The sequence below is a fragment of the Pseudomonas sp. NBRC 111133 genome (assembly GCF_001320605.1).
In the GTDB taxonomy this organism is placed as follows: Bacteria; Pseudomonadota; Gammaproteobacteria; order Pseudomonadales; family Pseudomonadaceae; genus Aquipseudomonas; species Aquipseudomonas monteilii.
In genome coordinates this window covers 25061-48818 of the sequence record NZ_BCBJ01000104.1, presented here as the reverse complement: position 1 = coordinate 48818, position 23758 = coordinate 25061, and the positions used below count along the sequence as shown (strand labels likewise).

Here is a 23758-nt window from a genome sequence, read left to right as displayed (position 1 = left end):
AACCGGGGCGTGTCCGGTGCAGGTCCTGTCGCGATCAGGCCTGTGCCGCCAGGACCCGGCGCTCCCACGGGGTGATTTCGTCGAAGAAGTCGGTCAGCTCCAGGGTCTTGCTGGCGATGTAGCCTTCGATGAACTCACTGCCGAACAGTTCCCGCGCCAGCGCGCTGCGCTTGAGCCGCTCCAGCGCCGCATGGAGGGTGCATGGCAAGCTCAAGTGCTCCGGCACCTCGAACTCGCCCTGGATGGCCGGCGAAGGTTGCAGGCGCTGCTCGATGCCATGCAACCCCGCGGCCAGGCTGGCGGCGATGGCCAGGTAGGGGTTGGCGTCGGCGCCGGGCAAGCGGTTTTCCACCCGCCGCGCGACCGGCGCACTGGCCGGGATGCGCAGGCCCGCAGCGCGGTTATCCTCGGACCAGCAGGCGTTGTTCGGCGAAGCATAGGGGTGGCACAGCCGCTGGTACGAGTTGACGTTGGGCGCAAAGAGCGCAGTGAAGTCGGCCATGCATGCCTGCAGGCCGCCGATGAAATGGTGGAAGGTATCCGTTGGCTGCCCTTGCTCATCGCTAAACACGTTACGCCCGCTGCGGGTATCGACCAGGCTCTGGTGAATATGCATGGAACTGCCAGGCGTACGCGCCAGCGGTTTGGCCATGCACACCACGGTCAGCCCGTGCTTGAGTGCCACCTCCTTGAGCAGGTGTTTGAACAGGAAGGTATGGTCGGCCAGCAGCAGCGGGTCGCCGTGCAACAGGTTGATTTCGAACTGGCTGACACCCATTTCATGCATGAAGGTGTCGCGCGGCAGGCCGAGCGCGGCCATGCACTGGTACACCTCCTTGAAGAACGGGCGCAGGCCGTTGTTGGAACTGACACTGAATGCCGAGTGGCCAAGCTCACAGCGGCCATCGATGCCTACGGGTGGCTGGAACGGTTGCTGGGGGTCGCTGTTGGGGGCAAAGACGAAAAATTCGAGCTCGGTCGCCACCACTGGCGCCAGGCCCAGCGCCGCATAGCGGGCGATCACGGCCTTGAGCTGGCCACGGGTGGACAGCGCCGAGGAGCGACCATCCAGTTCATTGGCGTCGCAAATGGCCAGGGCGCGGCCGTCGTTGCTCCAGGGCAGGCGATGGACCTGGCTGGGTTCGGCGACCAGTGCCAGGTCGCCGTCGTCACTGCCGTAGAACTTCGCCGGCGGGTAACCGCCCATGATGCATTGCAGCAGCACCCCGCGTGCCATCTGCAGGCGGCGGCCTTCGAGGAAGCCCTCGGCGGTCATTACCTTGCCGCGCGGCACGCCGTTGAGGTCGGGGGTGACGCATTCGATTTCATCGATGCCCTGAAGCTGAGCGGTGCTCATGACGCTTGTCCTTGTTGTTGTGCGCTGACAACAACATAGGCTGGGGGTGTTTAAAATATCAAGCACCCTCTTTAGCACCTGTGCTGCCCGCTACTCCCGCAAGGTCATGCCATTGGCCGGCAAGGGCAAAGCAGTCTTGTACCGCACCTGCTTCAAGGCAAAACTCGACCGTATATTCGCCACCCCCGGCAACCGCGTGAGGTAATCGAGAAACCGCTCCAGCGCCTGGATGCTCGGCAGCAGCACCCGCAACAGGTAGTCCGGGTCGCCCGTCATCAGGTAGCACTCCATCACCTCGGGCCGTTCGGCAATTTCTTCCTCGAAGCGGTGCAACGACTGCTCTACCTGTTTTTCCAGGCTGACATGGATGAACACATTCACATCCAGCCCCAACGCTTCGGGCGACAACAAGGTCACCTGCTGGCGGATCACCCCCAGCTCTTCCATGGCCCGCACCCGGTTGAAACAGGGCGTAGGCGACAGGTTGACCGAGCGTGCCAGCTCGGCATTGGTGATGCGGGCGTTTTCCTGCAGGCTGTTGAGAATGCCGATATCGGTACGATCGAGTTTGCGCATGAGACAAAATCACCGGTTTTTTGTGTTTATGCGGAATGTTTATCTGCCCCGCTCGGCAAAGGCAATCAACTTGAGAGAAAAATTCTCCTGCCGGGCCACTAAGATGTAGGGGACGCTGACTTACCAGTCACAAGCCGGTACTCAGCGGCGGCCGCTTCAGAGCTCACAAAAACAAATACCCGAGCGAGCGTAAAAAGCATGAACGAGTACGCCCCCCTGCGTTTGCATGTGCCCGAGCCCACCGGCCGGCCAGGCTGCCAGACCGATTTTTCCTACCTGCGCCTGAACGATGCAGGTCAAGCCCGTAAACCCCCTGTCGATGTCGATGCTGCCGACACCGCCGACCTGTCCTACAGCCTGGTCCGCGTGCTCGACGAGCAAGGCGACGCCCAAGGCCCGTGGGCCGAAGACATCGACCCGCAGATCCTGCGCCAAGGCATGCGCGCCATGCTCAAGACGCGGATCTTCGACAGCCGCATGGTGGTTGCCCAGCGCCAGAAGAAGATGTCCTTCTACATGCAGAGCCTGGGCGAAGAAGCCATCGGCAGTGGCCAGGCGCTGGCGCTTAACCGCACCGACATGTGCTTCCCCACCTACCGTCAGCAAAGCATCCTGATGGCCCGCGATGTGTCGCTGGTGGAGATGATCTGCCAGTTGCTGTCCAACGAACGCGACCCCCTCAAGGGCCGCCAGCTGCCGATCATGTACTCGGTGCGCGAAGCCGGTTTCTTCACCATCAGCGGCAACCTGGCGACCCAGTTCGTACAGGCGGTCGGCTGGGCAATGGCCTCGGCCATCAAGGGCGATACCAAGATTGCCTCGGCCTGGATCGGTGACGGCGCCACCGCCGAGTCGGACTTCCACACCGCCCTCACCTTTGCCCACGTTTACCGCGCCCCGGTGATCCTCAACGTGGTCAACAACCAGTGGGCCATCTCTACCTTCCAGGCCATTGCCGGTGGCGAGTCGACCACCTTCGCCGGCCGTGGCGTGGGCTGCGGCATCGCTTCGCTGCGGGTGGACGGCAACGACTTCGTCGCCGTTTACGCCGCTTCGCGCTGGGCTGCCGAGCGTGCCCGCCGTGGTTTGGGCCCGAGCCTGATCGAGTGGGTCACCTACCGTGCCGGCCCGCACTCGACCTCGGACGACCCGTCCAAGTACCGCCCTGCCGATGACTGGAGCCACTTCCCGCTGGGTGACCCGATCGCCCGCCTGAAGCAGCACCTAATCAAGATCGGCCACTGGTCCGAAGAAGAACACCAGGCCACCACGGCCGAGTTCGAAGCGGCCGTGATTGCTGCGCAAAAAGAAGCCGAGCAGTACGGCACCCTGGCCAACGGTCACATCCCGAGCGCCGCCTCGATGTTCGAGGACGTGTACAAGGAGATGCCCGACCACCTGCGCCGCCAACGCCAGGAACTGGGGGTTTGAGATGAACGACCACAACAACAGCATCAACCCGGAAACCGCCATGGCCACCACTACCATGACCATGATCCAGGCCCTGCGCTCGGCCATGGATGTCATGCTTGAGCGCGACGACAATGTGGTGGTGTACGGCCAGGACGTCGGCTACTTCGGCGGCGTGTTCCGCTGCACCGAAGGCCTGCAGACCAAGTACGGCAAGTCCCGCGTGTTCGACGCGCCCATCTCGGAAAGCGGCATCGTCGGCACCGCCGTGGGCATGGGTGCCTACGGCCTGCGCCCGGTGGTGGAAATCCAGTTCGCTGACTACTTCTACCCGGCCTCCGATCAGATCGTTTCTGAAATGGCCCGCCTGCGCTACCGTTCGGCCGGCGAGTTCATCGCCCCGCTGACCCTGCGCATGCCTTGCGGCGGCGGCATCTATGGCGGCCAGACCCACAGCCAGAGCCCGGAAGCGATGTTCACTCAGGTGTGCGGCCTGCGCACCGTGATGCCATCCAACCCGTACGACGCCAAAGGCCTGCTGATTGCCTCGATCGAATGCGACGACCCGGTAATCTTCCTGGAGCCCAAGCGCCTGTACAACGGCCCGTTCGACGGCCACCACGACCGCCCGGTTACGCCGTGGTCGAAACACCCGCACAGCGCCGTGCCCGATGGCTACTACACCGTGCCACTGGACAAGGCCGCCATCACCCGACCCGGCAATGACGTGACCGTGCTCACCTATGGCACCACCGTGTACGTGGCCCAGGTGGCCGCCGAAGAAAGTGGCGTGGACGCCGAAGTGATCGACCTGCGCAGCCTGTGGCCGCTAGACCTGGACACCATCGTCGAGTCGGTGAAAAAGACCGGCCGTTGCGTGGTGGTACACGAGGCCACCCGTACCTGTGGCTTTGGCGCAGAACTGGTGTCGCTGGTGCAGGAGCACTGCTTCCACCACCTGGAGGCGCCGATCGAGCGCGTCACCGGCTGGGACACCCCCTACCCCCACGCGCAGGAATGGGCTTACTTCCCAGGGCCCTCGCGGGTAGGTGCGGCATTGAAAAAGGTCATGGAGGTCTGAATGGGCACGCACGTCATCAAGATGCCGGACATTGGCGAAGGCATCGCGCAGGTCGAGTTGGTGGAATGGTTCGTCAAGGTCGGCGACATCATCGCCGAGGACCAGGTGGTAGCCGATGTCATGACCGACAAGGCCACCGTGGAAATCCCGTCGCCGGTCAGCGGCAAGGTACTGGCCCTGGGTGGCCAGCCGGGTGAAGTGATGGCGGTCGGCAGTGAGCTGATCCGCATCGAAGTGGAAGGCAGCGGCAACCATGTGGATGTGCCGCAAGCCAAGCCGGCCGAAGCGCTTGCGGCCCCGATAGCCGCTAAACCTGAACCACAGAAAGACGTTAAACCGGCGGCGTACCAGGCGCCTGCCAGCCACGAGGCAGCGCCTATCGTGCCGCGCCAGCCGGGCGACAAGCCACTGGCCTCGCCGGCAGTGCGCAAACGTGCGCTGGATGCCGGTATCGAACTGCGTTATGTGCATGGCAGCGGCCCGGCCGGGCGCATCCTGCACGAAGACCTCGACGCGTTCATGAGCAAACCGCAAAGCGCTGCCGGGCAAACCCTCAATGGCTATGCCAGGCGCACCGACAGTGAGCAGGTGCCGGTGATCGGCCTGCGCCGCAAGATCGCCCAGCGCATGCAGGACGCCAAGCGCCGGGTCGCGCACTTCAGCTATGTGGAAGAAATCGACGTCACCGCCCTGGAAGCCCTGCGCCAGCAGCTCAACAGCAAGCACGGCGACAGCCGCGGCAAGCTGACACTGCTGCCGTTTCTGGTGCGCGCCCTGGTCGTGGCGCTGCGTGACTTCCCGCAGATCAACGCCACCTACGATGACGAAGCGCAGATCATCACCCGCCATGGCGCGGTGCATGTGGGCATCGCCACCCAGGGTGACAACGGCCTGATGGTACCCGTGCTGCGCCACGCCGAAGCGGGCAGCCTGTGGACCAATGCCAGTGAGATTTCACGCCTGGCCAACGCTGCGCGCAACAACAAGGCCAGCCGCGAAGAGCTGTCCGGCTCGACCATCACCCTGACCAGCCTCGGCGCCCTGGGTGGCATCGTCAGCACGCCGGTGGTCAACACCCCGGAAGTGGCAATCGTCGGTGTCAACCGCATGGTTGAGCGGCCTGTGGTGATCGACGGCCAGATCGTCGTACGCAAGATGATGAACCTGTCCAGCTCGTTCGACCACCGCGTGGTCGATGGCATGGACGCCGCCCTGTTCATCCAGGCCGTGCGTGGCCTGCTCGAACAACCCGCCTGCCTGTTCGTGGAGTGAGCATGCAACAGACTATCCAGACAACCCTGTTGATCATCGGCGGCGGCCCTGGCGGCTATGTGGCTGCCATCCGCGCCGGGCAACTGGGCATCCCTACGGTGCTGGTGGAAGGCCAGGCGCTGGGCGGTACCTGCCTGAACATCGGTTGCATTCCATCCAAGGCGCTGATCCATGTGGCCGAGCAGTTCCACCAGGCCTCGCGCTTTACCGAAGCCTCGCCGCTGGGCATCAGCGTGGCTTCGCCGCGCCTGGACATCGGCCAGAGCGTGGCCTGGAAAGACGGCATCGTCGACCGCCTGACCACCGGTGTCGCCGCCCTGCTGAAAAAGCATGGGGTGAAGGTGGTGCACGGCTGGGCCAAGGTGCTTGATGGCAAGCAGGTCGAGGTGGATGGCCAGCGCATCCAGTGCGAGCACCTGTTGCTGGCCACGGGCTCCAGCAGTGTCGAACTGCCGATGCTGCCGCTGGGTGGGCCGGTGATTTCATCGACCGAGGCCCTGGCACCGAAAACCCTGCCGCAACACCTGGTGGTGGTGGGCGGTGGCTATATCGGCCTGGAGCTGGGCATCGCCTACCGCAAGCTCGGCGCCGAGGTCAGCGTGGTGGAAGCACGCGAGCGCATCCTGCCGACTTACGACAGCGAACTGACCGCCCCGGTGGCCGAGTCGCTGAAAAAGCTGGGTATCGCCCTGCACCTTGGCCACAGCGTCGAAGGTTACGAAAATGGCTGCCTGCTGGCCAACGATGGCAAGGGCGGACAACTGCGCCTGGAGGCCGACCAGGTGCTGGTGGCCGTGGGCCGCCGCCCACGCACCAAGGGCTTCAACCTGGAATGCCTGGACCTGAAGATGAATGGCGCCGCCATTGCCATCGACGAGCGCTGCCAGACCAGCATGCACAACGTCTGGGCCATCGGCGACGTGGCCGGCGAACCGATGCTGGCGCACCGGGCCATGGCCCAGGGCGAGATGGTGGCCGAGATCATCGCCGGCAAGGCACGCCGCTTCGAGCCCGCCGCGATAGCCGCCGTGTGCTTCACCGACCCGGAAGTGGTCGTGGTCGGCAAGACGCCGGAACAGGCCAGCCAGCAAGGCCTGGACTGCATCGTCGCGCAGTTGCCGTTCGCCGCCAACGGCCGCGCCATGAGCCTGGAGTCGAAAAGCGGTTTCGTGCGCGTGGTCGCGCGGCGTGACAACCACCTGATCCTGGGTTGGCAAGCGGTTGGCGTGGCGGTTTCCGAACTGTCCACGGCGTTTGCCCAGTCGCTGGAGATGGGTGCCTGCCTGGAGGATGTGGCCGGCACTATCCATGCCCACCCGACCCTGGGTGAAGCGGTACAGGAAGCGGCACTGCGCGCCCTGGGCCACGCCCTGCATATCTGACACTGAAGCGGCCGAGGCCGATTTGGCCCGCCGCGCCGAGAGGCGCTGCGGGTCTTTTTTCATTCATGCGGCCAGCACCGGTTACTCGGCAATGGCGTTCTTGCCAGCCCCCTTGGCCCGGTACAGCGCCTTGTCAGCCCGTGCCAGCAGTGCATGCTGGTCTTCCCCTTCCTGCCACTGCACCACGCCATAACTCATGGTCAGCCGGCAATCGCCCACCGGTTCCCGTTGCGCCATCACCTGACGCAAGCGCGCAGCCATTTCAAGCGACTCCCCCAACGTGGTCTGCGGCAGTACGATAACGAACTCATCCCCGCCCCAGCGCGCCAACAGGTCCAGTTCGCGCAGGCAGGTCCGCAGGCTGTCGACCACCCGCACCAGCGCTGCATCGCCCCGGGCATGCCCGTAGCGGTCGTTGATCGGTTTGAAATCATCCAGGTCCATGGCGATCAGCGACAACGGCTGGCGGAAACGCTGCGCCCGCTCACACTCCTGCTGCAGGGCTTTTTCCAACCGATAGCGGTTGGCAATACGGGTTAACGCATCGCGCTCGGCCAACTCACGGTTCTCGTCCAGTTGCCGCTGCAACTGCTGGTTCACCCAGGACAACTCACGGGTGCGCTCGGCCACTTGCCCTTCCAGCGACTGGTTCTTCTGCTCCAGCTGCGCTACCAGGCGTTTGCCGGCGTCGATGTTGCGGTGCGCACCGAGCATGCGCGCCACCGAACCGTCTTCGTTACGGTCGATGATGTAGCCGCTGTCCTCGATCCACAGGTAGCTGCCGTCGTGGCAACGGCAGCGGTATTCGATGAGGTAGCGCTCGTTGCGCTGGCTGATGTACGCCTCGAAATGCGCCATTACCCGTGGGTAGTCCTCCGGGTGAATCACGCTTTCCCAGGAGAGTACCGAGTTGGCCATGGAGTGGCTGGCGTAACCGAGCATCGCGTACCAGCCCGGGTTGCGGTAGACGTAGCCGGTGTTGGCATTCCAGTCCCAGATGCCATCGCTGATCAACTCGAACAATGTGTGCAACTGCTGTTCACTGAAGCCGGCGGGGGCCGGCCTGGTTTCCTGATTCATGGACGCTCTCCCTGATGCCCAGCAACTGCGCTCCGGTCAAGGGGCTGCCGACAATGTGTAATTTGCCGCAGGCGGCAAGGTCATGCCTCTGACGGGCAAGCATATGCCCGCCGTGTCACGACCGGAATAGCCCCAGCGCTCTATTTACGCGCCACCCCGGCTGGCATGGCATTTGCCCCTCCTCGCCTGCCACTCACATTTCCAAGGAGGATTTCATGACGATCGCCCTCAACGGCCTCGGCTGGCAGGCCGCAGTCCACCAGCAACAACGCACCAGCGGCGTCGACCCGGCGGCAGGCGATATGCTGCAGTTCCACCTACCGGTAGTGGCCAGAAACGCCACGGCGCAACAGGGTAGTGAGAATACCTCGCAGCAGGACGCCGAAGACGCCCGCGAAGAAGCGTTTGCCAAGCTCAAGCTGCAATTGCAGAACCCTGGCACCAGCATCGGCCCGTCCGCTGACGCAAGCACGGAAGTAACCAGCAGTGCCAGGCAGGCGTTTCACGACTTCATGTCCAAGTCGCCCGCTGAGATGATCAAGGAAAAGCTGCTGCGTGAACTGGGCCTGACCGAGGACGACTACAACGCCTTGCCACCTGAGAAGAAGGAGCTGGTCGACCAACAGATCGCCCAGCGCATGAAGGACGATGTCGAGGCCAAGACCCTGGCGAAGGTCGACGCCTTGGCCACCGGCAACGAGGAGGAAGCACTGACGACAAGCCAGGTGTAAACCATTGCAGGCACTGAGCTGCTTGCTCAAGAAGTAAGGCTCAAGCCAACTGCAACAGCGCCTCCTCCACCGCAGCCACCACCTGGTTGCCCTTGGCACCCGGCAGCCGCCACGCGGCAATGGTCATGCCCAAGGGCACCGCGCAGTCGATTGGCGCCACCAGTTCGCCGCTGTCCAGGTAGCGTTGCACCAGGCTTCTGCGCCCCATCAGTACACCCGCAGCGAGCAAGGCCTGCTGCAATGCAATCGAGTACAGGGAAAAACCCGGACCGCGAGCCACGAACTTGTGCCCGGGCATAGCTACGCCGGTCCACACCGCCCAGTCATTCCAGCCTACGTCAGCAATGCAACGGGCATTGGCAAGGTCCGCAGGGGTGATGATGCTCTCTGCCAGGGCCGGTACGCATACGGGCAGCACTTCTTCCGTGGCGATCCTGCGCTGCCAGCGCTCGGTTTTTTCGGTGTAGAACAGGCACAGGTCGAATGGGCTGCGTTTGAGGTTGGGCGGCTCATCCACCGCCGTAACCGAGATCTCGATGGGCGCCAACAAGCGGGTCAGTTCCGGCAGGCGTGGCCCTATCCACAACTGCGCCAGGGCCGGCGACGTCACAATGTGCACCCGCTGCGGCGCAGCCAGCCGCCGTAACGTGCGCGCGGCAGCTTCCACTGCATCGAACGCCTCGGTGAACTGGCTTTTCACGCTTTCACCCAAGGGCGTGAGGCGCACGCCCTTGGCATGGCGCTCGAACAACGCAGCGCCGTATTCGTTTTCCAGCGTCTTGACCAAAGCTGCGATGGCCCCTGGGGTGACCTTGAGTTCGAGTGCGGCACGTGCGAAACCACCCAGGCGCGCAGACGCCTCGAAGGCGCGCAAGGCATTGAGCTGGAGCGAGTGCCGGGTGGGGCTGTCGAGATACACGGTAGAAGGCCTATATTTTTTAGGCCTACTATTCCAGAAATCTGACGTTGTGGCCAACTGTCAGGCGCATTAACGTGAGGGTGTCCATGCGCCTTCCGAACATATCCAAGGAACTCCCATGCAGTACCCAAGCGCGACCCAAGCATTCAAGCAGGGCGCACAAAGCGTTCTGCCGTTGACCTCCGGGATTGTGCCTTTTGGCCTGATCACCGGGGTTACGGCAATCGGCATGGGCCTGTCACCGGCCGACGCCATTGGCATGACCTTGCTGTTCTACTCCGGCTCTGCACAAATGGTGGTGATGCAGTTGATGCAAAACGCCGCCCTGCCAGTGACGATGGTGGTTACCGCACTGGTGATCAACCTGCGCTTTCTGATGTACAGCGCCAGCCTGGCCCCACACCTGGGCCACCTCCCGCGCCGCCACAAGTGGCCAATGGCGTTCATGCTCTCGGACCAGTCCTTTGCCCTGTGCACGCTGAAAATGGGCGCAGGCGGGCTAGGCCAGCAGGCCTACCCCTATTACGCCGGCACGGCGATCACCATGTGGTTCGGCTGGAACCTCTCGGTGCTGGCGGGCATGTACCTGGGCGCAGGCATTCCGGAAGACTGGTCATTGGGTTTTGCCATACCGTTGTCGTTCCTGGCCTTGCTGATACCCGGCATTCGCAATACCGCCATGCTCGGCGCCGCGCTGACCGGTGGCGTGCTTGCGGTGCTGGCCGTTGACCTGCCCTACAACCTTGGCCTGCTGACCGGCGCCGTGGGCGGGATCATTGCGGGGCTGGCCATCGAGAGCCGGCAAAAACAGCACGCCGTACCTGAAGCCCATACAGAGCAGAATGCATCATGAGCGAAACGACCCAGTGGATAACCTTCGTGCTGATTGGCCTGGGCACCTTCGCCATCCGGCTGTCGTTTATCGAACTGCACACGGTGTTGCGCATCCCGCCGCTGTTTCGCCGCGCACTGGCCTATGTGCCGGCCAGTGTACTGGCTGCGCTGGTGTTGCCGGCCGTGGTCTTCCCTGACCGACATGCCGGGTTCGACTGGACGAACCCGCAGCTACCCGCGGCAATACTGGCGGCGCTGGTAGCCTGGCGCACACGCAGCACGATGCTGACGCTGGTTGTGGGCATGGGAGTGTTGTGGGCGCTGAAGCACTGGGGGCTTTAGGGGAAAGTGTCAGCCACGCGGCATGAAGCGCAACAGCCCTTAGGAAAAATCCGCAGGATGTTGTGCACAGAATTCGTTTGAGGTCCTTGGCCTTACTGTCCATGGTGGCAGCCTGGTAGCTATTTGCCACGCGTGGACGCAGGCGCATGACAGTGCCTGCGTAGGGGGACGTTGTCGGCCCCCAATAATAAGAGAGGACAAGGAAATGCAATCCAACAGTTTGAAACAAAGCCTGAAGCAGCGGCACATCACCATGATTGCCCTGGGCGGGGTAATCGGTGCCGGGCTGTTCATGGGGTCTGGCGCGTTAATCGCCTCCGCGGGCCCTGCGGCCATCCTGTCGTACTTTATCGGGGGGTTGGTGGTCACCCTGGTCATGTTCATGCTCGGCGAAATGGCCTGCCGCAACCCGGATGCCGGTTCGTTCTCGACCTACGCCAACACCTACCTCGGTGACTGGGCCGGGTTTGCTGTCGGCTGGCTGTACTGGTTCAAGTCGATGATGACCATCACCCTCGAAGCCGTGCTGTTGGGCGCGATCCTGCATGACTTTCTACCTTGGTTGCCGATCTGGGCAGGCGCTTTCCTGATGCTGGTAACGCTGATGGCCAGCAACGCCTACTCGGTACGTTCCTTTGCCGAAGTGGAATACTGGCTGGCCGCGATGAAGGTCGCCACCATTGTCATCTTCATGCTGCTGGGCATTTCGATCCTGCTTGGCCTGCATAGCAACATTCCCTCCCCCGGGCTGGTCAACCTCACCGCCCATGACGGCTTCATGCCCAACGGCCTGTCACCGGTGATGGCCGGCGTGATCGTGGTGATCTTCTCGCTGGGCGGCAGCGAAATTGCCGCCGTGGCTGCAGGTGAGTCGGAAAACCCGCGACAGAACGTGATTCGCGCAATCAAGAGCGTGATCCTGCGGGTGATGCTGTTCTATGTAGGCTCGGTGTCGATCCTGATCCTTTGCCTGCCGTGGACCGACAAGGCCAACCTGGCTTCACCCTACGTTTCGCTGTTCAGCCTGGCCGGGTTCGGTGGTGCTGCGGTGGCCATGAAACTCGTGCTGTTCGTCTCGTTCATGTCGGTGATGAATTCGTTCATGTTCTCCAACTCGCGCATGCTGTTCTCCCTCAGCCAGCGCGGGCACGCACCCAAGCTGTTCTCGCGCACGAGCGCCAAAGGTGTGCCGATCAATGCATTGCTGCTTAGCCTGTCGATCTGCACGATGATCCTGACCGTGCACTTCATCAGCGGCGGCGACCTGTTCATGACCTTGGCCAAGAGCACCGGCAGCCTGGTGATGGTCGTATGGATCTTCATCATCATCGCCCACGTGGCCATGCGCTGGAAAACCCGCCACGAAGCGATCGACCCGACAGCCTTCCGGGCCTGGCTGTTCCCGTATGCCAACATCGTCGCGTTGTTCGCCTTGCTGGCGGTGATCGGCACCCAGGCATTCGAACCGGCGTCACGCTTCCAGTTCTGGTTCACAGTGCTCACAGTGGTACTGGTGGTGGCGGGGTACTTCGTGATGCGTCAGCGCCTGGCCGGTCGCAAGGCAGACGAACAACACCATCGCGCGTTGCAATGATGGAGGGCGGGCATGTGGGGAAACAGGAAATGGCGTCCCAGGCAGGAATTGAACCTGCAACCTTCCCCTTAGGAGGGGGATGCTCTATCCAATTGAGCTACTGAGACGCAAGCGCCGGCAGCGAGCGCTGCACAGCGGGACGGCCAGCATGTTAACCAGCATGCTGGCGTTTGTCATGCCTCTACCTGGCTTTTTCGCGTAATCCTTTTCTGGCACTGCTACACCGGCGGCAGCACCCCTTCATCGCGAAGCAGCCCGAACAGGGCCGCGACCGCTGCCTCCAGGCTTGTCGAGTTGTCCAGCACATGCACCGAAGGATCGGACAACACCTGCAAACGAGCACTGCGCGCCAACCGCTGCTCAACCTCTTCGACGCTTTCGCGGCCCCGGGCCAGCAAGCGCTGGCGCAGCACATCCGGCCTGACCTCAACCAGCACTGCCAGCATGCCCGGATAACGCTGACGCGCTTCGGGCAGGTAAGCCCGCGAGCCATTCACCAGCACCGCCTTGCCCGCCGCCAACCACTCATCCACCTGGCGGGGAATGCCATAGCCCAGGCCATTGGCCCGCCAGCACATGGCAAATGCGCCCTGCGCGCACAGGGTTTCAAACTGTTCCGCCGTGACCCCTTGGGCAGCTTCGCCCTTGGCTTCGGCGGAGCGGGTAATGACCCGACGGGCAACCTCCACCCCGGCGGCTGCCAGCCGCTCACGCGAAGCATCGATCAGGGAATCTTTTCCCGAACCTGACGGTCCTACCAGAAATATCAGCCGGCCTGCCCCTGATCGGCGGTCGCTTGCGTCATGTTGCATAGCCACTATGCTCTATGGAGGGAAACCGGCGCATTCTAGGGGTTTTCCTGTCCTTTTGCTGTGTTTTACCAGTTTTTGACGGCAAAAGACTGACGGTCAGGCAAGCCGGATCATGTAAAACTTTTCAAACCAGTGCTCATTTCTGATAATTGGTACTGGCATAAAGCCTTTATCCGGCTCACTATTTGTCACAGAATTGACGCCAAGGAAACGGCGACCATGAGGCAAGATGAGCATCCATTTTTCACTGACGGTTGAACATTTTGTCGTCGCCACGGTCGTACTTCCACCCCGTGCGGCCAATTTGAGAACCGCTTCCCCTGAACCAAACTCCGGTCAATTTATATGCGCCCAATGAAACAGGCTATTTATTCGAGCCGCACCGCTGACAAGTTCGTCGTCCGCCTGCCAGACGGGATGCGTGAGCGCATTGCCGAGGTAGCGCGCAACCATCACCGCAGCATGAACTCCGAAATCATCGCGCGCCTGGAGCAGAGCCTTATCCAGGAAGGTGCGTTGGGTGACGAGCTGAGCATGCGCCTGGACAGCCCTGAGCTGTCCCTGCATGAGCGCGAGTTGCTGCAGCGCTTCCGCCAACTGTCTCACCGCCAGCAGAATGCCTTGGTCGCCCTCATCGCTCACGATGTGGAAATGGCCGCCGACGCCTCCTGAGGCCTGCAAGCGAGCACAAAAAAGCCAGCGTAAGCTGGCTTTTTTGTGGGTGGCTGGTTCTGCAAGAGACGCGAGCATTCGTAGGACCGTGTAAGTCACAAAGGCAGGATTACAGCAGGAACAGCGTGGCCAGACCGAGGAAGATGAAGAAGCCACCACTGTCGGTCACGGCAGTGATCATCACACTCGCCCCCATCGCCGGGTCGCGCCCCAAGCGGGCCAATGTCATCGGGATGAGCACACCCATCAGCGCCGCCAGCAACAGGTTCAAGGTCATCGCGGCGGTCATCACCACGCCCAGCGACCAGCTGCCGTACAACCAGAAAGCCACGGCACCAATCACTCCGCCCCACACCAGGCCGTTGATCAGCGACACCGCCAGTTCCTTGCGCATCAGGCGGCTGGTATTGCCCGGCGATACCTGGTCCAGCGCCATGGCGCGGACAATCATGGTGATGGTCTGGTTACCCGAGTTGCCACCAATACCCGCAACGATCGGCATCAACGCAGCCAACGCCACCAGCTTTTCGATCGACCCCTCGAACACCCCGATCACTCGCGAAGCGAGGAACGCGGTAATCAGATTGATCGCCAGCCACGCCCAGCGGTTGCGGAACGAGCGCCAGACCGAAGCAAAGATATCTTCCTCTTCACGCAGACCCGCCATGTTGAGGACTTCGCTCTCGCTCTCCTCACGGATCAGGTCGACCATCTCGTCAATGGTCAAACGGCCGATCAGGCGCTCGCCCTTGTCTACGACAGGTGCCGATACCAGGTCGTAACGCTCGAAAGCCTGCGCCGCATCATAGGCATCTTCCTCGGGCTGGAAGGACACCGGGTCGGTCGCCATGACCTCCGCCACCTTCTTCTCCGGGTCGTTGACCAGCAGGCGCTTGATGGGCAACACACCCTTGAGGATGCCGTCGTAATCGACCACGAACAGTTTGTCGGTGTGGTTGGGCAGCTCTTTCAGGCGGCGCAGGTAGCGCAGCACCACTTCCAGGCTGACGTCTTCGCGGATGGTGACCATCTCGAAGTCCATCAGCGCACCGACCTGCTCCTCGTCGTAGCTCAGCGCCGAACGCACACGTTCGCGTTGCTGGGCATCGAGGGTTTCCATCAGCTCATGGATAACGTCGCGCGGCAGCTCTGGGGCCAGGTCGGCCAGCTCGTCGGCGTCCATTTCCTTGGCGGCGGCCAACAGCTCGTGATCGTCCATGTCAGCGATCAGCGATTGACGAACCGAGTCGGATACTTCCAGCAGGATGTCGCCATCGCGATCCGAGCGCACCAGTTGCCAGACCGTCAGGCGGTCTTCCAGAGGCAAGGCTTCGAGGATATAGGCGATGTCGGCGGGGTGCAGGTCATCAAGCTTACGCTGCAGCTCGACGAGGTTCTGGCGGTGGACGAGGTTTTCCACCAGGTCGTTGTGCGCGCCTTCCTGGCGGTGAGTCAGGTCTTCGACCACACGCTGGCGCTGCAGCAATTCGACCACCTGGGCCAGGCGATCCTGCAGGCTCTCTTGCGCTTTTTTTACTTCTACTTCCGTCATAGGCGAACTCCACTCCCAGCAGCGGAGCACGCCGGGAGAATCAATCGGTCAGATCTTTCTGTATGAATCGTGTTAGCGAGTAACTACTGGGTAAGTCCATGGTGGTTTTCCACAAGCCCCGGCGGGGCTGACGGGCGCAATCATACACTGCTAAAGCTGTCAGATCGCTTAAATTTTTGGCCAGAACAATCGTTTGCGTGATAAAGCTAGGACAACGCTCGAAGCTATCAGTGCGACGGTTGTTGTGGATGGGAAAGCACATTTGTCTGGGTTGCCGCACGGCGGCGCCAAGCTACACCACAATCATTACAGAAGAGCGTAGATCGACATCACCAACAATTCATTGGCGCAGAAAAACAAAAAGCCCGCTCAAAATGAGCGGGCTTCTTGATGGGGTATGGCGGACTCAGCAGGATTCGAACCTGCGACCGCTCGGTTCGTAGCCGAGTACTCTATCCAGCTGAGCTATGAGTCCGTGGTGGTAATTTTAGACCAGGTTACCACTGGTTGACTGAAACAGCTTTGCAAGCAGAGCCACTTCAAAAAGTGGCGGACTCAGCAGGATTCGAACCTGCGACCGCTCGGTTCGTAGCCGAGTACTCTATCCAGCTGAGCTATGAGTCCGCGATTGGCAGTTTTAGACCAGATTACCGCTGGTTGACTGAAGCAGCTTTGCAAGCAGAGCCACTTCAAGAAAGTGGCGGACTCAGCAGGATTCGAACCTGCGACCGCTCGGTTCGTAGCCGAGTACTCTATCCAGCTGAGCTATGAGTCCGCGATTGGCAGTTTTAGACCAGATACCGCTGGTTGATTGAAGCAGCCTTGCAAACAAAGCCACTTCAAAAGTGGCGGACTCAGCAGGATTCGAACCTGCGACCGCTCGGTTCGTAGCCGAGTACTCTATCCAGCTGAGCTATGAGTCCGTGTCTTGCCGCGCATTATAGGTCGCTGAAACATTTTTGCAAGAATGTTTTCGTTTAAAATCAACGACTTAGTATTCTTACCGTTTACAGCGCCCTACGCAAATAATGGCGGTGAAGGGGGGATTCGAACCCCCGATACCCTTATGAGGTATACTCCCTTAGCAGGGGAGCGCCTTCGGCCACTCGGCCACCTCACCGCAACACGAGGCGAATATTAAAGAACCTCTTTCACCTTTGCAACCCTTTTTTTGAAAAAAACTTCAAAAAAATTAAAGGCTTGGCTCTTCATCCTTCTCCTTCTTGATCCGCAGGTAGATTTCCTCGCGGTGAACAGCCACTTCTTTCGGGGCGCTGACGCCAATACGCACCTGGTTGCCTTTGACGCCAAGCACCGTCACGGTGATCTCGCCGTCTCCAATGATCAGGCTCTCGGCGCACCGACGAGTCAGAATCAACATAGCTTTCTCCTTACGCAAAACATTCAGGGGTAACAGTCTTGGGTATCAGGGCCAGTCGTGGACGACGACGGGACCCGGTTACGCGCCACACAGGGCAGGACAGGGCCTGCGTGGCGAGCAGAAACGCGAAGGGCGCGGCACCAGCCGCGCCCTTCCAGGCAGCGCCTTACTCGCCCTGTCGGGCAGGAGCGTCGAGCTCAAACGCGGTGTGCAGCGCGCGTACGGCCAGCTCCAGGTACTTCTCTTCGATCACGACCGAGACCTTGATCTCGGAGGTGGAGATCATCTGGATGTTGATGCTCTCCTTGGCCAGGGCTTCGAACATGCGGCTGGCCACACCGGCGTGCGAACGCATGCCGACGCCAACGATCGAGACCTTGGCGATCTTGGTGTCGCCAATCACTTCACGGGCACCGATTTCGCGGGCGGTGTTTTCCAGCACGCTTTGCGCCTTCTCGTACTCGTTGCGGTGTACGGTGAAGGTGAAGTCGGTGGTGTTATCGTGGGCAACGTTCTGCACGATCATGTCCACTTCGATGTTCGAAGCGCTGATCGGGCCGAGGATCTTGAAGGCCACGCCCGGGGTGTCCGGCACGCCGCGAATGGTCAGCTTGGCTTCATCACGGTTGAAGGCGATACCGGAAATGATCGGCTGTTCCATGGATTCCTCTTCATCAATGGTAATGAGGGTACCCGGACCCTCCTTGAAGCTGTGCAGCACGCGCAGCGGGACGTTGTACTTGCCGGCGAACTCCACCGAACGGATCTGCAGCACCTTGGAACCGAGGCTGGCCATTTCCAGCATCTCTTCGAAGGTGATCTTCTCCAGGCGCTGAGCCTGCGGCACGACGCGCGGGTCGGTGGTGTAGACGCCATCGACGTCGGTGTAGATCTGGCACTCGTCCGCCTTCAGCGCTGCCGCCAGGGCCACGCCGGTGGTGTCGGAGCCGCCACGGCCCAGGGTGGTGATGCTGCCGTGCTCGTCGACACCCTGGAAGCCCGCCACCACGACCACGCGGCCTTCCTTGAGGTCGGCGCGAATCTTCTGGTCGTCGATCTGCAGGATGCGCGCCTTGTTGTGCGCGCTGTCGGTAAGGATGCGCACCTGGTTGCCGGTGTACGACACCGCTGGCACACCGCGCTTGATCAAGGCCATGGTCAGCAGGGCGATGGTGACCTGCTCACCGGTCGACACGATCACGTCCAGTTCACGCGGAACCGGCTGATCGGTGATCTGCTTGGCCAGGTCGATCAGGCGATTGGTTTCACCGCTCATGGCCGACAATACAACCACCAGGTCGTCGCCCGCTTCACGGTGTTTCTTGACCTTTTCGGCTACCTGCTCGATCCGCTCGATGGAACCGACAGAGGTGCCGCCAAATTTCTGTACGATCAACGCCATTTCAATGGTGCCTCAGCCCATACAGGGCCCCAAAAAACAATCCAACATGAAGGGGCAAGTGACTAGACCACCCGCCCCTTCATCTCAAAGTCCCTGCTCTGCAAATGGCACGGCCAGCGCCAAGGCCTGGTCCAGTGCAGCGACGTCGACGCCACCACCCTGGGCCATGTCCGGACGGCCACCGCCCTTGCCACCCACCGCCGCAGCGGCTTGTTTCATCAGATCGCCAGCCTTGAGTTGGCTGGAGAGGTCCTTGGTTACGCCGGCCACCAGCACAACCTTGCCCTCATGCTCGCTGCCCAGCAGGATCACTGCGTGGCCGAGCTTGTTCTTCAGTTGATCGACCAGGGCCAGCAAAGCCTTGCCGTCCTGCCCATCCAGGCGGGCAGCAAGCACCTTGGCGCCCTTGACCTCAACGGCCGCATTGGAGAGATCGTCTCCGGCGGCGCTGGCGGCCTTGGCCTGCAGCTGTTCCAGCTGCTTCTCCAGCTGGCGGTTGCGCTCAAGCACAGCCGACAGCTTGTCGATCAGGTTGTCGCGATTACCTTTCACCAGTTGCGCGGCTTCCTTGACCTGCTCTTCGGCAGCGTTCAGGTAGGCCAGCGCTGCTGCGCCGGTAACGGCTTCGATACGGCGTACGCCAGAGGCCACGCCGCCTTCGCTGATGATCTTGAACAGGCTGATGTCACCGGTGCGCTTGGCGTGGATACCGCCGCACAGCTCAACCGAGAAATCTCCGCCCATGCTCAGTACACGCACGGTGTCGCCGTACTTCTCGCCGAACAGCGCCATGGCGCCTTTGGCCTTGGCGGTTTCGATGTCGGTCAGTTCGGTTTCCACCGGGGTGTTCTTGCGCACTTCGCGGTTGACGATGTCTTCCAGGGCCTTGATCTGCTCCGGTTTCACCGCCTCGAAGTGGCTGAAGTCGAAACGCAGGCGTTGGCTGTCGACCAGCGAGCCCTTCTGCTGTACGTGCTCGCCCAGTACCTGGCGCAGCGCTTCGTGCAGCAGGTGGGTGGCGGAGTGGTTCAGCGAGGTGGCGTGCTGCACGTCGGCATCGACCTTGGCCTCGACCGGCGAGCCGATGACCAGCGCACCGCTGGCGACCACGCCGTGGTGCAGGAAGGCACCACCGGTCTTGGTGGTGTCGCGCACGTCGAAGCGCGCAGCGCCAGCCTGCAGGAAGCCGGTGTCACCCACCTGGCCACCGGATTCGGCATAGAACGGCGTACGGTCGAGCACGACCACGCCCTGCTCGCCTTCACCCAGCTGGTCAACGGACTGGCCGTCCTTGTACAGGGCGATGATCTTGCCCTGGCCTTCGGTGACGTCGTAGCCGAGAAACTCGGTGGCGGTGTCGACCTTGACCAGGCTGTTGTAGTCCATGCCGAAGGCACTGGCGGAGCGGGCACGCTCACGCTGGGCGTCCATTTCGCGCTCGAAACCGGCTTCGTCGATGGTCAGCTCACGCTCACGGGCAATGTCGGCGGTCAGGTCCATCGGGAAGCCGTAGGTGTCGTACAGCTTGAACACCACGTCGCCCGGTACCACGTCGCCTCTAAGCTGAGCCAGGTCTTGCTCAAGAATACGCAGGCCCTGCTCCAGGGTCTTGGCAAACTGCTCTTCCTCGGCCTTGAGCACGCGCTCGATGTGCGCTTGCTGGCTCTTCAGCTCTGGGAAGGCCTCGCCCATTTCGGCGGCCAGTGCGGCGACGATCTGGTAGAAGAAGCTGCCCTTGGCACCCAGCTTGTTACCGTGACGGCAGGCGCGGCGGATGATGCGGCGCAGCACATAGCCACGGCCTTCGTTGGAAGGCAGCACGCCGTCGGCGATCAGGAAACCGCACGAACGGATATGATCGGCCACCACTTTCAGCGAGGCCTGGCCGTCGTTGCTGCAACCGATGGCCTTGGCAGCCGCCGCCAGCAGGTTCTGGAACAGGTCGATCTCGTAGTTCGAGTGCACGTGCTGCAGCACGGCGCTGACACGCTCCAGGCCCATGCCGGTGTCTACCGACGGCGCTGGCAGCGGGTGCAGCACGCCGTCGGCGGTGCGGTTGAACTGCATGAAAACGTTGTTCCAGATCTCGATGTAACGGTCGCCGTCTTCTTCTGGCGAGCCGGGTGGGCCGCCCCAGATGTCCGGGCCGTGGTCGTAGAAAATCTCGGTGCATGGGCCGCACGGGCCGGTGTCGCCCATGGTCCAGAAGTTGTCGGAGGCGTACGGGGCGCCTTTGTTGTCGCCGATGCGCACCATGCGCTCTTCCGGCACGCCGACTTCCTTCGTCCAGATGTCGTAGGCTTCGTCGTCAGTGGCGTAGACGGTGACCCAGAGCTTTTCCTTGGGCAGGTTCAGCCATTGCTCCGAGGTCAGGAAGGTCCAGGCGAAGGTGATCGCATCGCGCTTGAAGTAGTCGCCGAAGCTGAAGTTGCCCAGCATTTCGAAGAACGTATGGTGACGCGCGGTGTAACCGACGTTTTCCAGGTCGTTGTGCTTGCCACCGGCGCGCACGCACTTCTGGCTGCTGACGGCACGGGTGTAGGCACGCTTCTCCGCGCCGAGGAAGCAGTCCTTGAACTGGTTCATGCCGGCATTGGTGAACAGCAAGGTCGGGTCGTTGTTCGGGATCAGCGAACTGGAGGCGACTCGGGTATGGCCCTGCTCTTCGAAGAAGCGAAGGAAGGCTTCACGGATTTCTGCGCTTTTCATAGGTTCTTCCACGGAAACGGCGGCCCTGGTGGGCAAACACGTCGACGAAACGACGGCAAAGGGCCGCATTATATCGGTCCTGCAAGCTCGGTGCAGTGTGTTTATGCAAAAGAAAGCGTCGATCGGACGGCTTTTGGCGCCCTTGCAAACGAAACTGACATGACCGGATGCTAAATGCAGCCTTTCGCCACTGGCAAGCCAATTACCGCCCACGGGAAGGGAAAATGGAACAGGCGGTGAATTAAAAGGTTTTCATCCGAGACAGGATCCAAAACTCGACCTCACAGGCGCATGAAGATGCCAGCTGCATGCGCCAGATAATTACCGCGATGCTTCGCGTCACCACGCTTACCTTGCCTGCCGTGCCACCTTCATCACAGGCAGCCCAGTGCATTCGAGGTAACAATATGAATCCCAAACCGACCTATTTCATTTCCGGAAGAACCAGTGGTTACACCCAGCGCAAGGACACGGCCACGCCCGACAAGACCCTGCATCACCTTATCGAGTACAGCGACGACCAGCAGGAAATCTATCTCGAACAGGTCTTGCTCGACGGAAACCGGATCCCGGCCCGACACCATATGGTGATCGAGAGCCGTACCGCCGGTGCGAACATCGAGATCTCGACCTACGATTGCCACCTGCGCGCCGTGGTCAACGGCAAGCGCTTCATCCTCGCGCCAACGCCCCACCAAACACTCATCCTCAAGACGAAAGACGGCGGCACCAAAATCAGCGTTGCCGATGATGTGCAAATCCCCCTGATCATCCTGGCTGGAGCTGGCAGGAACACCATCAAGACAGGCGGTGGCGTCACGGAAGTGTTCACGGAATCAAACACTATCGACATTACCGTGGGCACAGGACTGACATTCATCAACAGTGCCTCGGCCGACCTCATCCTCACCGGCCATGTTCTGATCGGCAACCCTCACGGATCGGGCCTCTATGCGCGAGGAAAACCCGGCGACGAACGTTTCCAAGCCCCCCTTGCAGCGCCCTTGGACAGCCTGGCCAGTGCCACCTTCGAGATAAAAGGCAGCATCAGCTTCACCCAGGCAGTCAACAATCATCTCACCTTCCTGCGCCATACCGCTTGTGGCCAGCGATTACTGACCCAACTGGCCAGGCGCTCGTGGATACGGATCAGCGAAACCCGAACGGCCACCCGCTTTGAGGTACACGTTTCAGACCCCACCGAGAATGACCATTACCTGCAGCAAAACGAAAGGATGCAGTGGGTATCCGGCTGGCCCGCCGAGGGCGGCGACCTGGCGCTTAACCTTGCGCGCTCGGACAGCGAAAACCTGCCACTGCTGGACTTCTACCGCTGCTTGTGTGAAGCCTACAATGCTTTTAAAGGCACTACCGTACCGGGTAGCCAGACGATCGAGACCTTCGATTACAGGGAAGTTCAGGTAAACGCGGCGCAACTGCAAGCGATAGGCCTGGAGACTGGCGTTTTCTATGATTTCGACAACGACCCGGCAACACCGCCGACCGACACCAACCCCTCGCCGTTCACCGAGAACGCCCTACGGCTCGAGCTAGGCCTGCCACCACGCCTCTATTACTAGTACCAGGCTGATACGCATGGTGGTGATGCACTGCCATGCGCCCCAGCCCGGGCGGCCATTCATCCCAGGCGCTGCCCAGAATCCGGCACGATCAGAATACCTGCCCGCAAACCGTTCTTGACCCTGGGGTTGGGGAAAATGATGCGTGCCCCCTCCTCTTCGACCACCCAGCGCATCTCAGCCAGATCCTCGGCCAACAGATACCCCTTGCTCAGTTCGGAGAAGTTCTCGATGTCCGCCGGCAGGTGCAGGTGGAAGCTGTCGCTGTGCTTGATGATTTCGCGAGACACGCTGAACAGTTGCAGGCCATCCAGCGAACCCTCGCCCTCTGGCTCGGTAGCCTCGATGATGCGGATCAGCCGCTCTTCCAGCTTGTCGAGGTTGACTTGCTCGTTCTGGCCGAACGGGCGAGCCTTGCCAAGCTCCAGGGTGAAGGCTTCAGCATCCAGCTGTTCATAGGTGAAGGCACTGAAAGTGATGGAGGATTTGCTCTGCAGCAGCACCGCCTCCATGCCCGCTGCCGCCAGGCGCGCCAACTCACGACGAGAATGCTTGCGCCCCTCTTTATAAGGGTACAAGGCGAATTGCTCGATCTTCGAACCGCGAATGGCGGTATGCAGGTCGTAATGCAGGCGGCTGCGCCCCGGCTTGCTAAAGAACACCCGGGCGAACTGCTCAAGCTCCGCGGCACGCAAAGCCTCGAAACCACTGGAAAGCTCATGGCGGCCGTTGAACAGCCGGTTGATGTCCTGCTCGATAAAGCGCTCACCCTTGCGGATGGCCGCTGGGTTGCCGAACAGGAACAGCAACCGAGCCTTAGGCTTGATCTTGCCATTGGCCACGCCGTGCAGCAGCCGCTCGAGCAATTCGATCGGCGCCGTTTCGTTGCCATGAATACCGGCAGACAACAGCAAGTCCAGCCCGCAATCTTCGTTTTCGGGCGGGCGTACTTCCAGCGCGCCCTCCCCCAACCAGCGCAAACGCGCGCCCTTGGGTGTCACTTGGGTCTTCTCGGCCGGTTCGTGATCGGTGAGGGTCAGCTCAAGCAATTTGCCAAGGGCGAGCATAAGGG

21 protein-coding genes and 6 tRNA genes are annotated in these 23758 nt (G+C 61.4%); 10 read left to right on the top strand and 17 right to left on the bottom strand.

Features of this window, described 5'->3' with window-relative positions:
* Nucleotides 1-34 precede the first annotated feature (34 nt).
* On the bottom strand, nucleotides 35-1276 hold the full coding sequence (locus APH36_RS23980) for a glutamine synthetase family protein (RefSeq protein ID WP_177337131.1): 1242 nt from the start codon (nucleotides 1274-1276) through the stop codon (nucleotides 35-37).
* Nucleotides 1277-1447: 171 nt separating this feature from the next.
* Nucleotides 1448-1933, bottom strand: coding sequence for a Bkd operon transcriptional regulator BkdR (gene bkdR, locus APH36_RS23975; protein WP_012273540.1), 486 nt, complete (start codon nucleotides 1931-1933; stop codon nucleotides 1448-1450).
* Between the two features lie 198 nt (nucleotides 1934-2131).
* Between bkdR and APH36_RS23970 the strand changes: the two genes are divergently transcribed.
* The 4 genes from APH36_RS23970 to lpdA are packed head-to-tail and all read left to right on the top strand — an operon-like array spanning nucleotide 2132 to nucleotide 7078.
* The gene (locus tag APH36_RS23970) at nucleotides 2132-3364 is read left to right on the top strand and encodes a 3-methyl-2-oxobutanoate dehydrogenase (2-methylpropanoyl-transferring) subunit alpha (RefSeq protein WP_019099583.1); all 1233 of its coding nucleotides are present in this window, start codon (nucleotides 2132-2134) and stop codon (nucleotides 3362-3364) included.
* A gap of 1 nt (nucleotide 3365) precedes the next feature.
* A complete protein-coding gene (locus APH36_RS23965) occupies nucleotides 3366-4424 on the top strand; it encodes an alpha-ketoacid dehydrogenase subunit beta (protein WP_012273542.1) in 1059 nt (352 codons plus the stop codon).
* Entirely contained in the window at nucleotides 4425-5696 is a 1272-nt protein-coding gene (locus tag APH36_RS23960; RefSeq protein WP_060500719.1) for a dihydrolipoamide acetyltransferase family protein, read from the top strand.
* 2 nt (nucleotides 5697-5698) lie between these two features.
* Nucleotides 5699-7078, top strand: a complete 1380-nt coding sequence (gene lpdA, locus APH36_RS23955; protein WP_060500718.1) for a dihydrolipoyl dehydrogenase — start codon at nucleotides 5699-5701, stop codon at nucleotides 7076-7078.
* An 81-nt stretch (nucleotides 7079-7159) separates the two neighbouring features.
* Here the strand turns inward: lpdA and APH36_RS23950 are convergent, their stop codons facing one another.
* The gene (locus APH36_RS23950; protein ID WP_060500717.1) at nucleotides 7160-8158 is read right to left on the bottom strand and encodes a sensor domain-containing diguanylate cyclase; all 999 of its coding nucleotides are present in this window, start codon (nucleotides 8156-8158) and stop codon (nucleotides 7160-7162) included.
* A 215-nt stretch (nucleotides 8159-8373) separates the two neighbouring features.
* Between APH36_RS23950 and APH36_RS23945 the strand changes: the two genes are divergently transcribed.
* The gene (locus APH36_RS23945; RefSeq protein ID WP_060500714.1) at nucleotides 8374-8889 is read left to right on the top strand and encodes a hypothetical protein; all 516 of its coding nucleotides are present in this window, start codon (nucleotides 8374-8376) and stop codon (nucleotides 8887-8889) included.
* Nucleotides 8890-8929: 40 nt separating this feature from the next.
* Here APH36_RS23945 and APH36_RS23940 read toward each other — a convergent pair whose 3' ends face one another.
* Nucleotides 8930-9808, bottom strand: coding sequence for a LysR family transcriptional regulator (locus APH36_RS23940; RefSeq protein WP_060500712.1), 879 nt, complete (start codon nucleotides 9806-9808; stop codon nucleotides 8930-8932).
* A 118-nt stretch (nucleotides 9809-9926) separates the two neighbouring features.
* Between APH36_RS23940 and APH36_RS23935 the strand changes: the two genes are divergently transcribed.
* From APH36_RS23935 to APH36_RS23925, 3 genes are all read left to right on the top strand, one after another.
* The gene (locus APH36_RS23935; RefSeq protein ID WP_060500710.1) at nucleotides 9927-10661 is read left to right on the top strand and encodes an AzlC family ABC transporter permease; all 735 of its coding nucleotides are present in this window, start codon (nucleotides 9927-9929) and stop codon (nucleotides 10659-10661) included.
* On the top strand, nucleotides 10658-10984 hold the full coding sequence (locus APH36_RS23930; protein ID WP_060500708.1) for an AzlD domain-containing protein: 327 nt from the start codon (nucleotides 10658-10660) through the stop codon (nucleotides 10982-10984). The genes APH36_RS23935 and APH36_RS23930 overlap by 4 nt, the downstream gene beginning before the upstream one ends.
* Before the next feature lie 205 nt (nucleotides 10985-11189).
* Complete coding sequence (locus APH36_RS23925; RefSeq protein ID WP_060500707.1) at nucleotides 11190-12578, top strand: amino acid permease; 1389 nt, start codon at nucleotides 11190-11192, stop codon at nucleotides 12576-12578.
* A 30-nt stretch (nucleotides 12579-12608) separates the two neighbouring features.
* Here the strand turns inward: APH36_RS23925 and APH36_RS23920 are convergent.
* The 3 genes from APH36_RS23920 to APH36_RS31815 form a co-directional block, all read right to left on the bottom strand.
* Nucleotides 12609-12685, bottom strand: a tRNA-Arg gene (locus APH36_RS23920).
* 111 nt (nucleotides 12686-12796) lie between these two features.
* Nucleotides 12797-13390, bottom strand: a complete 594-nt coding sequence (gene phnN, locus APH36_RS23915; RefSeq protein ID WP_060500705.1) for a phosphonate metabolism protein/1,5-bisphosphokinase (PRPP-forming) PhnN — start codon at nucleotides 13388-13390, stop codon at nucleotides 12797-12799.
* 96 nt (nucleotides 13391-13486) lie between these two features.
* Nucleotides 13487-13666, bottom strand: a complete 180-nt coding sequence (locus tag APH36_RS31815; RefSeq protein ID WP_125474426.1) for a hypothetical protein — start codon at nucleotides 13664-13666, stop codon at nucleotides 13487-13489.
* Nucleotides 13667-13735: 69 nt separating this feature from the next.
* Here APH36_RS31815 and APH36_RS23910 point away from each other — a divergent pair, with 69 nt between their 5' ends.
* Complete coding sequence (locus APH36_RS23910) at nucleotides 13736-14062, top strand: Arc family DNA-binding protein (protein WP_003254499.1); 327 nt, start codon at nucleotides 13736-13738, stop codon at nucleotides 14060-14062.
* A gap of 109 nt (nucleotides 14063-14171) precedes the next feature.
* On the opposite strand, the gene mgtE is transcribed toward APH36_RS23910, so the two are convergent.
* From mgtE to alaS, 9 genes are all read right to left on the bottom strand, one after another.
* Nucleotides 14172-15614, bottom strand: coding sequence for a magnesium transporter (mgtE, locus tag APH36_RS23905; RefSeq protein ID WP_016711838.1), 1443 nt, complete (start codon nucleotides 15612-15614; stop codon nucleotides 14172-14174).
* A 398-nt stretch (nucleotides 15615-16012) separates the two neighbouring features.
* Nucleotides 16013-16089 (bottom strand) — tRNA-Arg (locus APH36_RS23900).
* A 72-nt stretch (nucleotides 16090-16161) separates the two neighbouring features.
* A tRNA-Arg gene (locus tag APH36_RS23895) sits at nucleotides 16162-16238 on the bottom strand.
* A gap of 74 nt (nucleotides 16239-16312) precedes the next feature.
* Nucleotides 16313-16389: transfer RNA gene (locus APH36_RS23890), tRNA-Arg, on the bottom strand.
* A 71-nt stretch (nucleotides 16390-16460) separates the two neighbouring features.
* Nucleotides 16461-16537, bottom strand: a tRNA-Arg gene (locus APH36_RS23885).
* A 106-nt stretch (nucleotides 16538-16643) separates the two neighbouring features.
* Nucleotides 16644-16734: transfer RNA gene (locus tag APH36_RS23880), tRNA-Ser, on the bottom strand.
* Between the two features lie 72 nt (nucleotides 16735-16806).
* Nucleotides 16807-16995: a carbon storage regulator CsrA gene (gene csrA, locus APH36_RS23875; protein WP_003254503.1), complete on the bottom strand. Its 189-nt coding sequence runs from the start codon at nucleotides 16993-16995 to the stop codon at nucleotides 16807-16809.
* Nucleotides 16996-17161: 166 nt separating this feature from the next.
* On the bottom strand, nucleotides 17162-18397 hold the full coding sequence (locus APH36_RS23870; RefSeq protein WP_019099135.1) for an aspartate kinase: 1236 nt from the start codon (nucleotides 18395-18397) through the stop codon (nucleotides 17162-17164).
* 84 nt (nucleotides 18398-18481) lie between these two features.
* Nucleotides 18482-21106 (bottom strand): alanine--tRNA ligase, encoded by a 2625-nt coding sequence (gene alaS / locus APH36_RS23865; RefSeq protein ID WP_060500703.1) that lies wholly within the window; start codon nucleotides 21104-21106, stop codon nucleotides 18482-18484.
* Nucleotides 21107-21414: 308 nt separating this feature from the next.
* Between alaS and APH36_RS23860 the strand changes: the two genes are divergently transcribed.
* Complete coding sequence (locus APH36_RS23860; protein ID WP_177337130.1) at nucleotides 21415-22686, top strand: M91 family zinc metallopeptidase; 1272 nt, start codon at nucleotides 21415-21417, stop codon at nucleotides 22684-22686.
* 59 nt (nucleotides 22687-22745) lie between these two features.
* Here APH36_RS23860 and astE read toward each other — a convergent pair whose 3' ends face one another.
* Nucleotides 22746-23753 carry a succinylglutamate desuccinylase gene (gene astE / locus APH36_RS23855; protein WP_060500699.1) on the bottom strand — a complete coding sequence of 336 codons (1008 nt, stop codon included), beginning with the start codon at nucleotides 23751-23753 and terminating at the stop codon, nucleotides 22746-22748.
* Between the last annotated feature and the right edge of the window lie 5 nt (nucleotides 23754-23758).

Bases quoted from the DNA above. Each gene is read 5' to 3' on its own strand.
- APH36_RS23935 (WP_060500710.1), top strand. From the start codon at position 9,927: ATGCAGTACCCAAGCGCGACCCAAGCATTCAAGCAGGGCGCACAAAGC.
- APH36_RS23930 (WP_060500708.1), top strand. From the start codon at position 10,658: ATGAGCGAAACGACCCAGTGGATAACCTTCGTGCTGATTGGCCTGGGC.
- alaS (WP_060500703.1), bottom strand. From the start codon at position 21,106: ATGAAAAGCGCAGAAATCCGTGAAGCCTTCCTTCGCTTCTTCGAAGAG.
- APH36_RS23980 (WP_177337131.1), bottom strand. From the start codon at position 1,276: ATGACCGCCGAGGGCTTCCTCGAAGGCCGCCGCCTGCAGATGGCACGC.
- bkdR (WP_012273540.1), bottom strand. From the start codon at position 1,933: ATGCGCAAACTCGATCGTACCGATATCGGCATTCTCAACAGCCTGCAG.
- lpdA (WP_060500718.1), top strand. From the start codon at position 5,699: ATGCAACAGACTATCCAGACAACCCTGTTGATCATCGGCGGCGGCCCT.
- APH36_RS23970 (WP_019099583.1), top strand. From the start codon at position 2,132: ATGAACGAGTACGCCCCCCTGCGTTTGCATGTGCCCGAGCCCACCGGC.
- csrA (WP_003254503.1), bottom strand. From the start codon at position 16,995: ATGTTGATTCTGACTCGTCGGTGCGCCGAGAGCCTGATCATTGGAGAC.
- APH36_RS23860 (WP_177337130.1), top strand. From the start codon at position 21,415: ATGCGCCAGATAATTACCGCGATGCTTCGCGTCACCACGCTTACCTTG.
- APH36_RS23960 (WP_060500719.1), top strand. From the start codon at position 4,425: ATGGGCACGCACGTCATCAAGATGCCGGACATTGGCGAAGGCATCGCG.
- astE (WP_060500699.1), bottom strand. From the start codon at position 23,753: ATGCTCGCCCTTGGCAAATTGCTTGAGCTGACCCTCACCGATCACGAA.
- mgtE (WP_016711838.1), bottom strand. From the start codon at position 15,614: ATGACGGAAGTAGAAGTAAAAAAAGCGCAAGAGAGCCTGCAGGATCGC.
- phnN (WP_060500705.1), bottom strand. From the start codon at position 13,390: ATGCAACATGACGCAAGCGACCGCCGATCAGGGGCAGGCCGGCTGATA.
- APH36_RS23910 (WP_003254499.1), top strand. From the start codon at position 13,736: ATGCGCCCAATGAAACAGGCTATTTATTCGAGCCGCACCGCTGACAAG.
- APH36_RS23965 (WP_012273542.1), top strand. From the start codon at position 3,366: ATGAACGACCACAACAACAGCATCAACCCGGAAACCGCCATGGCCACC.
- APH36_RS23925 (WP_060500707.1), top strand. From the start codon at position 11,190: ATGCAATCCAACAGTTTGAAACAAAGCCTGAAGCAGCGGCACATCACC.
- APH36_RS23950 (WP_060500717.1), bottom strand. From the start codon at position 8,158: ATGAATCAGGAAACCAGGCCGGCCCCCGCCGGCTTCAGTGAACAGCAG.
- APH36_RS23945 (WP_060500714.1), top strand. From the start codon at position 8,374: ATGACGATCGCCCTCAACGGCCTCGGCTGGCAGGCCGCAGTCCACCAG.
- APH36_RS23870 (WP_019099135.1), bottom strand. From the start codon at position 18,397: ATGGCGTTGATCGTACAGAAATTTGGCGGCACCTCTGTCGGTTCCATC.